Origin of the sequence: Paenibacillus sp. NPDC058177 (assembly GCF_042883835.1) — a bacterium.
In the GTDB taxonomy this organism is placed as follows: domain Bacteria; phylum Bacillota; class Bacilli; order Paenibacillales; family Paenibacillaceae; genus Paenibacillus_AQ; species Paenibacillus_AQ agri.
The window spans coordinates 1,819,311-1,832,398 of sequence record NZ_JBHVVB010000001.1 but is presented as its reverse complement, the minus strand read 5'-3'; the positions used below and the strand labels follow the sequence as shown (position 1 = coordinate 1,832,398).

Below are 13,088 nucleotides of genomic sequence, written 5' to 3'. Positions count from 1 at the left end.
AGGACTTTGTGAGAGCCTCTCCGTCTGCGGGTCTTTTTTAATTACTAACAGCTGTATAAGCTGAACTTAAGAATTAGGCAAGCTGACTGGAGAATGCCCTGTAAAAATAAGGATATCATCAATCAGCAAGGTGCTATTCTTAAGTTCACTTTATATAATCACGTTACCTCAAGCTATCGGCTCAAAAAAATTCAACAAACTCATTGACCGGCTTACGGTAGCCGCGGGGTCTGATCTTGTGCTGGTTGTCCTTGCCGATGGTAATGAGCATCACCGGAACGAGGTTGTCCGGCAGATTCAGGACTTGTGCCACAGCGGCTGGATCGAACCCGATCATGGGGCAGGTATCCCAGCCCTTGTCTTTGGCAATCAACATGAACTGCATGGCGGATAGGGAGGCATTACGGATTGCTTCGTCGCGCTGGAACGCGTCATTGCCGATGTAAGCTCCGTTAATGGCCTCAATTTGCTCATTATATTCTTCTTCTGACATCGCACCGAGAAGCTTAAGACCGCCATAGATTTCCGGAGCCTGAAGATACGCGTGTTTATCACCCAGCACGACGATGACGGCGGATGCCGTATGAGTCTTGTACTGACCGTAGGCTGCCTCGCGAATCTCTTCTTTTATCTTTTCGCTGGCAACGACTTTGTAGTGGGTGTGCTGCAGGTTATAAGCAGATGGGGCCAGTCGGGCTAGAGAGAACATTTCCTCCAGCTCATGCTGAGGAATCTTGATGCCTTCCACAAAATTGTTAGCCGATCTGCGGGATTGAACCAAATCTGTAAATGTACTCATATTGAACGCCTCCAAAAATATATGTAGTGGTTAATAATCAATAGCTAGTATTAAATAATGAACTTACTATTAGTTACTCACTTAAAGTATCACACCTTTTGTCGGCCGTCAATGATGAAATATACTTTTTTTCTTGATAGTAGGTTTATATAGACTTAACTAAAAAACTTAACGTAAGGCTCACTATGAAAGCGTATGACATTTTTGATTAGGGTCTGCTATAATAGACTTCGTTAGAGGTGATCGGCTGGCAGAAACGGACGGGTTCGGTCACGCTACGCTACAGATGCAGTCAGAGGAGGATTCTATTCATGGCTTTTAAGAAAAATGACGTCATCCTGTTCCAGGGCGACAGTATTACAGACGCAGGACGCAATTATGAAGACGCTTTATCGCTGGGCTACGGCTATCCTTTATTGATCGCTAGCCGGCTTGGACATCTCTATCCAGAGAAGAACCTTACCTTCCTTAACCGGGGCATCAGCGGCCATCGTGCCGTGGATTTGCAGGGACGTTGGGACAAGGATTGTCTTGATCTGAAACCAACCTGGGTCTCCATTTATATCGGGATTAATGACACTTGGCGCCGCTATGATTCTGGAGATGCAACCTCGGCGGAGAAGTTCGAAGCTTCCTATCGTGATTTGATTGAACGCACGAAGAAGACGCTTGACGCGAAGCTGGTGCTGGTTGAGCCGTTTGTACTGCCTGTGCCGGAAGACCGGAAGGGTTGGCGCGAGGACCTGGATCCTAAAATTCATGTGGTGCGGGAGCTTGCCCGTGAATATGGAGCGCTCCTGGTTCCGCTTGATGGCCTGTTCGCTGCGGCATCCGCCACAGCTGAGCCTGCATACTGGGCACCGGATGGCGTTCACCCGTCTTCTGCGGGTCATGGACTGATTGCTGATGCCTGGTTGAAGACAGTTGGCGTGGAATAATTACAGACCAGACGGGTTGTTGTATCTGAACTACATATGAACTCATAAACGAAAGACTGAATCCGGCCCAAGTGACCGATTCAGTCTTTTTTTGAAGCAACCGCTATCGTTTTTTCGTACAAAATTTCATTCATGGAGTTTATCGTTTATAATGGATTGTACAGTTTTTTGGAGGTGATTTTCCATTCGTCATTTCTTTCTGATCGTATCCCTTCTTGCAGTGATGGTGTTAAGCGGATGCCAGAATGCTTTTGGATATATTAATGCAAGGTGGATTGATGAGATCAGCCTGACCTATCATCAACTGGACCAACAAACGGAGCAGCAAGCAGCGATTGTTGAGCCGAAGTCTATTTCTGAAGCTGCCCTGATCAAGACGGTAGCGGAGGCGATGAACAAGAGCAAGCGGATTCAGGGAGAGCTTGATTACGCTCCTGATTTCATAATGAAGCTGGTTTACGGGGACGGATACACTGAAGAATATGCCCTCGGCCTTGGAAAAGAGAAGGGACATAACGGGCTACTCGTTGCTAGCGTTAACAGCGGTAAAGGCTATTCCATACCGGCGAAGCATGCTGACAAACTCAGGGACATGATATACGGGGCGGTCAGTACGGATGGTGAATAGCCGGCTGCGAAATCCGTTCAAGCTACTGCTCCCATTAACGGGACGGGAGGAGTACCTGAAAGGGACTGAATTTCAGCGGGTTGATCCATAACGCAGACTGTAGGATTCTTTTCTCCATACATAAGGTAAAATGGAAGAGTTCAGTTCAAGTAGAGGGCAAACATGGAGTATTGCCGCATATGATGAGGTAAACATAAAGAGATTTTATTGGGCGAGAGGAATGTGAACTAATGATATGTAATACAGCGAAAGACCTGGAAGGCCTGAAGGCAGCAGGGAAAGTGGTGGGCTACACCATTGCCGAGATGAAAAAGAGTGTTGTGCCGGGAATGACTACGCGTGAGCTTGATGAGATTGGCGCGAAAATTCTGAAAGAGGCCGGGGCGGCGTCAGCTCCCCAAGTGACGTACAATTTTCCAGGAGCGACCTGCATCAGCGTTAATGAGGAGGTAGCTCATGGTATCCCTGGCTCCAGAGTGATTCAGGCGGGGGATCTTATCAACATCGATGTGTCCGCAGAATTGAACGGGTATTACGGAGATGCCGGGGTGTCCTTCCAGCTCCCGCCTTATAATGAGAAGCTTCAGCATTTGTGCCGCAGCACCGAAGAAACGATGATGAGCGTAATCAACCATCTCCGGGCCGGCATGAAGGTTAATGAGATCGGCAGAGTTATGGAGAGCGAGGCACGCAAGCGTGGGTACAGAGTGATACGTAATCTTTGCAGCCATGGAATTGGGAAATCCCTGCATGATAAGCCGAATGAAATTTTGCCATATTATGAACCCCGTATAACCACCGTTCTAAAAGAAGGGCAAGTTCTTACTGTGGAACCGTTCCTCTCTACCGGTGCAGAGTATGTAGATCCGCAAGCGGATGGATGGACGCTCAGTGTCGCAGATGACAGCCGGGTGGCGCAGTATGAACATACGATTATTGTAACTAAGGGCGAGCCGGTGATTCTGACGCGTGCTTAACAGCCATGGGCGTCTCTTCTCATAAGGTTAACAATGGAGTAGAATGTAACTATTACTGTTGCATTAAAAAGGGCGCCCTTATCTGAGAATGCTACTGTGAGGAGAGATCAACATGAACATCAGCACCCGGTTTGCGGTTGCTATTCATATTCTGACTTTGATTGACAGCAACAAGGATGGCAAAAGCACTTCGGAGTGGATTGCCAGCAGTGTTAACACGAATCCCGTGGTGATCCGCCGGATCACAGGGATGCTAAATAAAGCGGGTCTGGTGGATGTACGTCCGGGAGTGGCCGGTGCCAAGCTGGCACGCGATCCTGAGCAGATTACCCTGCTTGAGATTTATAAAGCGGTAAATGCCGTGGAGGAAGGTTCTCTTTTTGCCGTCCATGAGCATCCGAACCCTGACTGTCCGGTTGGTAAAAACATTGCCGGAGCGATTGTGCCGGTCTTTGGCCGTGCGCAAACAGCGATGGAGAATGTGCTTCAGGGCGTCACGCTCGCCGAGATTGCCAATGAAATGCCGGTGATCTGAGTATTGGGATAGAGAAGGGTACGTGTAAGGCCAGCGATATGTGGTGACACAAGCGCTGGTCTTTTTTTACGCTGGGGCATTGCTGTAAGGAACTTCCGGCAAGTGGTGGAATTTTCAGAATAGAATGGTTAGAATCCATTCAAGTGGAAGCTGTGCCTTTCGGCAGAAGAACATGGAGGGATCAACGATTGACGAACATAGCAGATATCCGCTACGAACCTTACAGTGAACAAGATTACAGCGCCGTCAGAGAGCTATTTAGCTGTGATGTCGATACAGGTGACAACATCCTTCGGGTGCTTGCTGAAGAACCGGAACTGTTTATCACTGCGTTTATTGAGGATAAGCTTGTTGCGCTAGCCCAAGTGAATAAGCCTGTCGTTCAGTCTTATTTAACTGTGTTTGTTGCTCCGGAGTTTCGCAGGCAGGGAATCGGTTCTGCAATCGTAAAGTATGCGGAAAACAAATTACGGGCGGGTGGAACCCAAAAGGTCAGGAGTTCTTTTCGTTCCGGTTCCGATCATTCATCATCGGTTGCTTTTGCGCGCAAGCTTGGCTATGATACATACTTCTCATCGGCTTATATGCAGCGTACCGGTGATCCTTTCTCCCTGAACGAGCTTCCTGTGAGACCGTATGTGGACGGTGACTATATAGCGAGTCAGTCGCTGTACGCCAAGGCTTTTCATGAAATGCGCGTTCGTGTCGGGTCCTTCCCTGATTCTGTGATTGCCGAGCCGAGTGAAGAGGAACGAAGTGTATGGGAAAAGGATGCAAATGATCGCTTTGTCTACATCATGAATGGGGAAATCGTCGCTTACAGCCATATCAGCGGTAATGAAATTAGCAGTATTTCCGTCCGTACAGACTTACAGGGGTTAGGGATTGGAAGAAAGTTTGTGATGTACTTATGCAACGAAATCTATCGACGTGGTAACGCAGACGTTACCCTTTGGTGTGTCGTCGGTAATGATGCCAGAAATCTCTATGACAGCCTTGGCTTCAAGGAAAAGCATACGATGGAATTTGTTCGGAAAACGTTGTGATTTCTATTGTATTTTCTTGAGTAAGTGTAGATAAATTCTAATGGAATGGGGCATTTCCAAAAGTCATGCGATGGCTGCTTGGGGATGTCTTTTTTCAAGTGTTTTCGTGGAGGTAATTGACAAACTTATGGAATGTTACTATACTAATTATAGTTAATATGTAACTTCAGTGGTTACAAATATGTATGTGAAGCGAGCAAGCTGAGAAAACTGGAAAGAATACTTATGGAGATGGACTTCGTACCGTACCTACCTTTAGGAGGAATTGATATGACTGCTACAGCGATATTGCATCAGGATACCGAAATTGGACTTGTACAGATCAGGGTCAGCAATCTGGAGCGTTCCCTTGCATTTTATCAAAATGTTGTCGGATTCAAGGTGCTGCGGCAGACAGCGCATGAGGCTGAATTGACGGCTGACGGGGAGACCGTATTAGTTATTCTGCGGGAGATTGAGAATGCCAAAGTACTCCGTCGTAATTCGGCAGCAGGACTGTATCACTTTGCAATTCTGGTGCCAGACCGTCCGAGCCTGGGCCTTGTTCTACGCAACCTGATTGCATCCGACATTCATGTAGGACAGGGAGATCATCTGGTCAGTGAGGCGCTATATATTCAGGATCCTGATAATAACGGCATTGAGCTGTACCGGGATCGTCCTCGCGAGACTTGGCAACGGGATCCGCAAGGGAACTATATCATGACCACCGATGCTGTTGATGTGGACGGCCTGCTGGCTGCTTCGGAAGGTCTGACCTGGAGTGGGCTTCCGTCAGGTACAGTCATTGGTCATGTGCACTTTCACGTCGGAAATCTGAATGAGGCGCGGAAGTTCTATATCGATCTGCTGGGATTCGAACAGGTGGCTCACTATGGCGATGCGGCATTGTTCATCTCGGCCGGAGGCTACCACCACCATATCGGGCTGAATATTTGGGCCGGAGAAGGCGCGCCTGCAGCGCCGGCGGATGCACCGAACATTGATTATTTCACCCTGCTGCTGCCTAGCGAAGAAGAGCGGGCCGCTGCCCTGGAACGTGTCCGTCAGGCAGGGTATGCCGTGGAAGAGCAAGATGGCGTACCAGCGATCAAGGACCCATGGAATATCGGGATCAGATTGATCGTGAAGCAATAAGACGAATAGTTTTGAAAAAAAAGGCAGGGCCGGTTAATTCCGGTCCTGCCTTTTTGCTGACCCTGTAATTACTGTTGCTGATTCTGCGTTACTGTTGTCCTTCGGACAATTCAGCAATTCGCCGATTGGCGTCCCCGCGATATATCCCGCCGTGGTAGCAGATCACCGTGTCTATGGGATAGTCGGCCAGCTTGGATAAAGAAGCCACCGCTGTTGCCATGTCAGGGGTAGACGAGCTATCCGGTCCATGAAGCTCACCCTCCCGGACGATCAATGCATCCCCCGCAATAAGTGTTCGGCTGGCCTGATGGTATAGGCAAAGATGTCCGGGACTGTGCCCAGGTGTATGAATGACAGTGATTCCGCCCGCTAGAAGAAGCTGCTCACCGTCTGCAAGGGTGTCATCCACTTTCCCCTTCGGCGGGTTCTTCAGCACGGATAGAAAGGCCTGCCACCATTCCGCGGGCACATGGGGCGGGAGCATCGCTTCGGCGGCAGCGAGCGCCTCCGGCGTATGCTTGAGCAGCATTTTTTCACCCTCGATATGGGGCTTCTCTAAGGCGTGCGCTAGAACGGTTGGTGTATTTCCGCGGCTAGTCAGAATAGCGGGCAGACTTCCGATATGATCCAGATCCTGATGGGTGATTAAGATGGTGCCAAGCTTGGACCAGGGAACGCCAGCCTTGTCGAAGGCCTCCTGGAAATTCTCCAGCAGACCCGGGTATCCGGTATCGATCAATACCGCAGTGTTCTCGTCATGGAGCAGGACAGGGTAGAGAGTATCACTTCCGCCCATAACCTGTGCCGTGATCTCCAGCATGTCTATTCCTTTGGCAATATGCATGGTATCCCTCCGTTTATGGATAAGAGTACTGCCGTGTGGCTAATGCATATCATAGCATTTTGAATATTAATTTCAATATGTAAATATTTAATCATACCACAAATAAATATTTTTGTCAATATATAATAAGTTCACTCTAAAGCTATAAATGGAAAAGTAACTATACATAGTCGAGAGGTGCCCCGTTAAGTATTTATGGAGACTCTGATCTTAAGAGAGGGAGAGCTTTCACTCTAAACGGAACTGCTCCGTCCTGCGATTTTGCCAGAAGTTAAGTTTACGCTATAATAATGGGATTACTTGGAGGAGATGATCAACTTGGAGACTTTACTTGCTGTACTGGTGCTGCTTGGGTTAATTGCAGTATCCAATATTGTGAACCGGTTTATACCGTTCGTACCTATTCCCCTAATACAAATTGGCCTCGGGGTACTTGTTGTATTAATCCCACCGGGGATACATATGGAATTGGAACCTGAATTGTTCTTCGTATTATTCATTGCGCCGTTACTGTTCAATGACGGAAGGCGCACGCCGCGGGCCGAACTGTGGAATCTGCGGGCGCCGATATTGATGCTTGCGCTGGGCCTGGTCTTTGCAACCGTTCTGGTAGCGGGCTATGCCATCCACTGGATGATCCCGAGCATTCCACTGGCAGCGGCTTTTGCGCTGGCAGCCATTCTGTCGCCTACCGATGCGGTGGCGGTTAGTGCTATTGCCGGACGTGTTCATCTGCCGAAGAGTATTCACAGGGTGCTTGAAGGGGAGTCGCTGATGAACGATGCTTCTGGCCTGGTGGCGTTCAAATTTGCAATTGCGGCCGCGGTGACCGGTGTCTTTTCCCTGCGTCAAGCGACATTCAGCTTTATTCTGATTGCAGTTGGCGGGCTGGTGGCGGGTGCTGTGCTGGCGTTCCTGCTTATTCGTCTGAGCGTGTTTATTCGTAAACTTGGTATGGAAGATGTAACGGTACATACATTGCTGCAAATTTTGACTCCTTTTATTATTTATCTCGTGAGTGAGGAACTGGGCCTGTCTGGTATCCTTGCGGTTGTTGCGGGTGGTGTCATCCATGCCATTGAGAAAGACCGGGCGGTATCGCCGCAGTATAAGCTTCAGCTCGTGTCGGCCAGTACCTGGTCTGTCCTGCTGTTTATCCTGAACGGGATGGTATTCCTTATTCTCGGGGTGTCCATTCCAGATGTTATCAGCGTAGTCTACCGTGACAGCGCCGTAGATAACTGGATGGTCTTTGGCTATGTACTTGCCATTACTGTGTTGCTCATTGTTTTGCGGTTCCTATGGGTGTATGGATTTACGCTATGGATGCATCGCGGGGAAAAGGCTGAAAAAAGATCTCTCAAAGAGGTGTTGATCACCTCGATTTCAGGAGTGCGCGGGGCGGTTACGCTGGCGGGTGCCTTCTCAATTCCGCTGGTGCTGGGTGATGGCTCCCCGTTCCCCGAACGGAATCTGATGATTTTCCTGGCGGCAGGCTGTATTCTGATGTCGCTGCTGATCGCCAGCATCTTTTTGCCGGCTCTGGCTGGTAAAGGAGAAGAGGGTGCTGGCTCGGAAGAAGGATCAGAGCAGGCTGCGAAGTCAGTGGTCATTGATGCCGGAATGGCGATGATGCGCAGTATGATGGATGGGGATTCGCGGGATTCGGCTCAGCCTGCTTTGAACGAATTTAAAGAGAAAATTCAGAAAATGAGTCTGCCGGGGCAGGATGATGATCCTGCAGCGGAACGAATGCGTCAACTGGGCATGGAGGCACGCATTGTCGGGCTGCATGCTGAGCGCAAGGCGCTGAATACTCTGATAGAGAAGGAAGAGGTTCCGGCGGGTGTAGCGGAGAAAATGACGGAGATGCTGGATTATACGGAAGCCTTCTTCGCCAAGCATTTGAACTCGCAGATCCGGCTGTCCTTGTCTGAGGTAGGGCGGGTGTTCTCTGGCATGTTCGCAGGGCAGCGTGGTCAAGTGGAAGGCTGGCAGGCTGCCGCCGCGCAGTATAAGGAAGTCTCCTGCAAAGCCAAGCTGGTCATGTCGCAGGCTGCCGTGGCAGCGATCCGGGACCACATGAATGAGGAGAACCGTGAAGCCTCCCAGCATGTGATCGACAGATATGAGATGCTGATGGCAAGGCTCAGTGGAGACAGTGGATGGACCCCGGATGGTGTGATGGATGCCCGGAAGCTGGAAGTTAAGCTGAAGGCCATTCAGGAGCAGCGCGACAAGGTGCAGCAGATGTATCAGGAGGGCGCGATTAACCGGAAGGTTGCGGGCAGACTGCGTCATTTTGTAGACCATTTGGAAGCTTCGATATGGGAGGATTAATGTAAAACACAAAGAGCCGCCGGGACAGCCCGTGCGGCTCTTTGTGTTTGTTGCTGCCTACAGTCCTTGCTTTCTCTTTCGGCGGAACATCTGTCCCAGCACCTCGCTCAGCACAAGGCCTGTAGCAATGGCTCCCGAGAGCAGCAATACCTGCGTAGCAATTTGCACGGCATCGATGTAGTCTTTCTCCACGAATTTGCGCATCGCATCATAAGCCATGCCACCGGGCACCATCGTGATGACCCCTCCGACACTAAAGATAATGACAGGCATCTTGAAGGAGCGGGCAAAAATCTGGCTGACCACGCCGACCACGACGGTCGCAAAGAAGGTGGCAATCACCGTATCCCATTGTTTGTCCAATAATAAGTACACCAGCCAGCCCACCATACCGGAAGTTCCGCATTGCAGCAGCGCACGCCTTGGCGCATTGAACAGGATGCAGAAGGTGGCGGCGGCAATAAAGCTGGTAATCAGTTGCAAAATCATGAGTCGCTAACCTCTTTCAAAGGGTGATTATAGCATCGACAGTACAAGTCCGATGCCTGTCCCGATCGCAAACGCAGTCAAAAAGGCGTCCGCACCCTTGGACAGTCCGGAGACCAGATGGCCGGCCATAAGGTCGCGGACTGCATTGGTAATGAGCAGACCCGGAACCAGCGGCATAACAGAGCCGATAATGATCTTGTCCATTTCGCGCCCCACGCCATACTTGACCGAAAAGAAGGTCGATAAACCGATCAGGAAGGCTGCGCCGAATTCCGCGAAGAATTTGACCTGGACGAGCCGGTGCAGGTAGATTACCGCCGCATAACCGAGGCCTGAGACGAATAGTGCGGGGAGCGCGTCCCAGAGGCTGCCCTTGAACATTACAGTGAAGCTGGCGCCTGTCAGTGCCGCGGCAACGATCTGCATCCATATGGGATAGGCATGGGCAGCATTGTCTACTTCCCCAAGCCGCGCCCGGGCTTCCTCTGCCGTGATTTGCCGTTCGCAGAGGCGGCGCGAGATGTCATTGACCTCTGATACCTTCTGCAAATCGGTGGTCCGCTCGGCAATGCGGAACAGCTTGGCCGGTTCTGTCCGGCTGGTCGCGAATACAATCACGGTCGGTGTCACATAACTGTGCGCATTCGGAAATCCCAAAGCATCGGCTATGCGGATCATCGTATCCTCGACACGGTAGGTTTCTGCGCCGCTTTGCAGCATGATTTTTCCAGCTAACAGACAAAGGTCGATAATTTCATGGGTGGAACTGTTGCTGATGATGCCTGTACTTTCCAACTTTCTGTGATCCTCCCCTGGAATAATATATATCCGATTGTCGCCTCATCGCCGGAAAATATCAACCCTAATATAAAATTTTAAATTAAACAGTACCTTTTTAGATAATTTAAAAGATACATATTTGTTGAATTGGCTGTATAACCAGTCCCGTCTATCGTGCGGTGAATATAAATATAGTGATTAGAGTGTAGCGCTTGTCTTATATTTTGAAAGGCACAAAGGAGGAGTGTAATCATGACTTTCGACATCGCAATGACTTTCTTTGTCTTCACTATGACCATGCTAATTATTTTTTGGAGACCTGGCGGTATAAATGAAGCATGGCCAGCATCAATCGGAGCTGCGATTATATTACTTACTGGAATCGTATCTGGCAATGAAGTTGTAGACATCATCGATAAGATTGGGGGCGCGTCTGTTACCATTATGGCGACTATTGTCATGGCTGTCATATTGGAAAGCTTTGGTTTTTTTAATTGGGCTGCTGCACGACTAGCGATCATGTCCAAAGGTTCAGGCTATCGGTTGTACTGGTATATTCAGCTACTATGCTTTTTAATGACTCTTTTATTTAATAATGACGGAAGTATCTTGATTACAACTCCTATTTTAATATTATTACTAAAAAATCTATGGTTAAAACCCCACCAAATGATTCCTTATCTATTAAGTGGTGCTTTGATCGCAACAGCTTCCAGCGCTCCTATCGGAGTAAGTAATATTGTTAATTTAATCGCATTGAAAATTGTTCATATGAGCCTGTACATGCATACAGCAATGATGTTTGTACCTGCAACTATTGGTTTACTTTTTATGTCGTGCCTAATGTTTTTTGTATTGAAAAAAAAGTTGCCGAAGGTATTGCCTGCTGCAACATATGATATAGAAGAGAGATTTTTCACTTACAACTTTCATCCATTGAAGAAGAGAATTTCTCTTGAAACCAAGAGAAAACGGACAATATTCATGCTGAAAGTATTACTGTTTGTTTTTGTACTGCGTTGTCTCCTCTTTGTTGCATCTTACTTTACGATTCCGGTTGAATGGGTCGCGGTGTTTGGTTCAAGTATTTTACTCCTATGGAGATGGTACCATCTGGGCACAAATCCTGTCGATATACTAAAGAAAGTACCGTGGCACATCTTAGTTTTCGCTTTCTCTATGTACGTTATTATATACGGACTTCATAATGCCGGACTAACAACCATGCTTGTGAGAATTTGTACCCCCATTGTAGAACAAGGATTACTGCAGGCGAGCTTTATCATGGGCGGACTAGTTTCGATTCTATCTAATGTTTTTAATAACCATCCTGCTTTAATGATCGGAACCATTACCTTAACCGAAATGGGACTTGACCCCATCACATTAAAAACGATCTATCTTGCTAATATTATAGGGAGCGATATGGGTTCCTTGCTATTCCCTATTGGAACACTTGCCTCTCTTATTTGGATGCATATCCTTAGACAAAAGAAGATTGGAATTAAATGGAGGGACTATTTACAAGTCTCCTTGATTGTAGTCCCATTAACAACTGTTGTAACTTTGTTTTTGTTATACTATTGGGTCCAACTGATTTTTGTTTAAAGGCTGTAGCGAAGAGGTTGTGATCACGGGCGCTGTAGCGTTCACTTGATGAAGAGCTTCAACCGTTCTTACAGCAGCATGAACGATTGAAGCTGGACTTCTTCTCATCATCTATATATTGGTTGTTTATCGACTTTATTTTCTTGGGTAGTTCACTGTCTGAATATGGTCTAGCGGTGCAAATATACTTTCACCAGTTGGAGTGACAAGCTCAAACATTGGAGCTTGGACTTTTTTTAATAATCCGGCCTTTTGAAAAGGAGCAGCCAGATCTATTACGATGGAACTCCCCTCCATTTTTTCTAGTTGCTGAATGAAGTTGGGCTCTGTCGATACAGCAGAGAGGTCTGAATTCAGCTTATCTTGCTTCAAGGAGTAAGGAACAAATTGTGGGGGATAGGGAACCAAATATTTAAGATGTTTCATATGAACGAGTATCGTATCAAAAATAGGAGAATAGAAGAGTAAATAATCTGCCAGAACTCTTTGAATATAACCGTGAAGTGTATGGGCTCCGGCAACATGAATTTCTGTAAAACTCCCCTGGCTATTCTCCACAAGCGTTTGAAGAGAGATGGTTGTTTCTTGACTGGTAGGTAAGGATATGGGGATATCGTTCTGTTCTCCGATAGCTTCCAGATTGTTTATTAAGGATTTAACGTGGGCAATCGGGATATACAGAAATTTTACTCCACTGCTAATAACTATAACATCAGTTCCCGTATCTACCAATGTCCCTTCTAAAGGCTGGGTAACTCCTGCAACCACTGCGACAACTTGTTTGCCTAGTAGACTATTTAGCAAGTTCATATGACATCTCTCCTTAGTTTTGGGTACAGATAATGTAAATATATGTGCTCTATAGATTAAAGTTATGGTTGTTTTAACTACTTATTAAAATAATAGTTGAATAACTAGTCGCAACTTCAGTGAATCGAATACTATGTATTATCTCAACTGGAAGGGA

13 protein-coding genes are annotated in these 13,088 nt (G+C 47.7%); 8 read left to right on the top strand and 5 right to left on the bottom strand.

Annotation, left to right across the window (positions count from 1 at the left end):
* Positions 1–181: 181 nt before the first annotated feature.
* Positions 182–799 (bottom strand): nitroreductase family protein, encoded by a 618-nt coding sequence (locus ACFVU8_RS08700; RefSeq protein ID WP_066371026.1) that lies wholly within the window; start codon positions 797–799, stop codon positions 182–184.
* Positions 800–1,110: 311 nt separating this feature from the next.
* On the opposite strand from ACFVU8_RS08700, the gene ACFVU8_RS08695 reads away from it, so the two are divergent.
* The 6 genes from ACFVU8_RS08695 to ACFVU8_RS08670 all read left to right on the top strand — a co-directional run bounded on the left by ACFVU8_RS08695 (position 1,111) and on the right by ACFVU8_RS08670 (position 6,060).
* Entirely contained in the window at positions 1,111–1,737 is a 627-nt protein-coding gene (locus ACFVU8_RS08695) for an SGNH/GDSL hydrolase family protein (protein WP_175374491.1), read from the top strand.
* 223 nt (positions 1,738–1,960) lie between these two features.
* A complete protein-coding gene (locus tag ACFVU8_RS08690; protein ID WP_387426801.1) occupies positions 1,961–2,365 on the top strand; it encodes a YhfM domain-containing protein in 405 nt (134 codons plus the stop codon).
* A gap of 230 nt (positions 2,366–2,595) precedes the next feature.
* Positions 2,596–3,342, top strand: coding sequence for a type I methionyl aminopeptidase (gene map / locus ACFVU8_RS08685; protein ID WP_175374493.1), 747 nt, complete (start codon positions 2,596–2,598; stop codon positions 3,340–3,342).
* Positions 3,343–3,454: 112 nt separating this feature from the next.
* Positions 3,455–3,877 (top strand): Rrf2 family transcriptional regulator, encoded by a 423-nt coding sequence (locus ACFVU8_RS08680; RefSeq protein ID WP_387426799.1) that lies wholly within the window; start codon positions 3,455–3,457, stop codon positions 3,875–3,877.
* A 188-nt stretch (positions 3,878–4,065) separates the two neighbouring features.
* A complete protein-coding gene (locus ACFVU8_RS08675; RefSeq protein ID WP_387426797.1) occupies positions 4,066–4,923 on the top strand; it encodes a GNAT family N-acetyltransferase in 858 nt (285 codons plus the stop codon).
* 270 nt (positions 4,924–5,193) lie between these two features.
* Positions 5,194–6,060, top strand: a complete 867-nt coding sequence (locus ACFVU8_RS08670) for a VOC family protein (RefSeq protein WP_379466273.1) — start codon at positions 5,194–5,196, stop codon at positions 6,058–6,060.
* An 88-nt stretch (positions 6,061–6,148) separates the two neighbouring features.
* Here ACFVU8_RS08670 and ACFVU8_RS08665 read toward each other — a convergent pair whose 3' ends face one another.
* The gene (locus ACFVU8_RS08665) at positions 6,149–6,904 is read right to left on the bottom strand and encodes an MBL fold metallo-hydrolase (protein WP_387426795.1); all 756 of its coding nucleotides are present in this window, start codon (positions 6,902–6,904) and stop codon (positions 6,149–6,151) included.
* Between the two features lie 309 nt (positions 6,905–7,213).
* On the opposite strand from ACFVU8_RS08665, the gene ACFVU8_RS08660 reads away from it, so the two are divergent.
* On the top strand, positions 7,214–9,244 hold the full coding sequence (locus ACFVU8_RS08660) for a Na+/H+ antiporter (protein WP_483875051.1): 2,031 nt from the start codon (positions 7,214–7,216) through the stop codon (positions 9,242–9,244).
* A gap of 57 nt (positions 9,245–9,301) precedes the next feature.
* On the opposite strand, the gene ACFVU8_RS08655 is transcribed toward ACFVU8_RS08660, so the two are convergent.
* Positions 9,302–9,733: a threonine/serine exporter family protein gene (locus ACFVU8_RS08655; RefSeq protein WP_379466270.1), complete on the bottom strand. Its 432-nt coding sequence runs from the start codon at positions 9,731–9,733 to the stop codon at positions 9,302–9,304.
* A gap of 27 nt (positions 9,734–9,760) precedes the next feature.
* Positions 9,761–10,528, bottom strand: coding sequence for a threonine/serine exporter family protein (locus tag ACFVU8_RS08650; RefSeq protein WP_175374500.1), 768 nt, complete (start codon positions 10,526–10,528; stop codon positions 9,761–9,763).
* A 237-nt stretch (positions 10,529–10,765) separates the two neighbouring features.
* Between ACFVU8_RS08650 and ACFVU8_RS08645 the strand changes: the two genes are divergently transcribed.
* On the top strand, positions 10,766–12,121 hold the full coding sequence (locus ACFVU8_RS08645) for an arsenic transporter (RefSeq protein ID WP_387426792.1): 1,356 nt from the start codon (positions 10,766–10,768) through the stop codon (positions 12,119–12,121).
* Between the two features lie 135 nt (positions 12,122–12,256).
* Here the strand turns inward: ACFVU8_RS08645 and ACFVU8_RS08640 are convergent, their stop codons facing one another.
* Positions 12,257–12,931 (bottom strand): hypothetical protein, encoded by a 675-nt coding sequence (locus ACFVU8_RS08640; protein ID WP_379466268.1) that lies wholly within the window; start codon positions 12,929–12,931, stop codon positions 12,257–12,259.
* Between the last annotated feature and the right edge of the window lie 157 nt (positions 12,932–13,088).

Coding starts and splice junctions, on each gene's coding strand:
- ACFVU8_RS08700 (WP_066371026.1), bottom strand. CDS start 799: ATGAGTACATTTACAGATTTGGTTCAATCCCGCAGATCGGCTAACAAT.
- ACFVU8_RS08695 (WP_175374491.1), top strand. CDS start 1,111: ATGGCTTTTAAGAAAAATGACGTCATCCTGTTCCAGGGCGACAGTATT.
- ACFVU8_RS08690 (WP_387426801.1), top strand. CDS start 1,961: ATGGTGTTAAGCGGATGCCAGAATGCTTTTGGATATATTAATGCAAGG.
- map (WP_175374493.1), top strand. CDS start 2,596: ATGATATGTAATACAGCGAAAGACCTGGAAGGCCTGAAGGCAGCAGGG.
- ACFVU8_RS08680 (WP_387426799.1), top strand. CDS start 3,455: ATGAACATCAGCACCCGGTTTGCGGTTGCTATTCATATTCTGACTTTG.
- ACFVU8_RS08670 (WP_379466273.1), top strand. CDS start 5,194: ATGACTGCTACAGCGATATTGCATCAGGATACCGAAATTGGACTTGTA.
- ACFVU8_RS08665 (WP_387426795.1), bottom strand. CDS start 6,904: ATGCATATTGCCAAAGGAATAGACATGCTGGAGATCACGGCACAGGTT.
- ACFVU8_RS08660 (WP_483875051.1), top strand. CDS start 7,214: ATGATCAACTTGGAGACTTTACTTGCTGTACTGGTGCTGCTTGGGTTA.
- ACFVU8_RS08655 (WP_379466270.1), bottom strand. CDS start 9,733: ATGATTTTGCAACTGATTACCAGCTTTATTGCCGCCGCCACCTTCTGC.
- ACFVU8_RS08645 (WP_387426792.1), top strand. CDS start 10,766: ATGACTTTCGACATCGCAATGACTTTCTTTGTCTTCACTATGACCATG.
- ACFVU8_RS08640 (WP_379466268.1), bottom strand. CDS start 12,931: ATGAACTTGCTAAATAGTCTACTAGGCAAACAAGTTGTCGCAGTGGTT.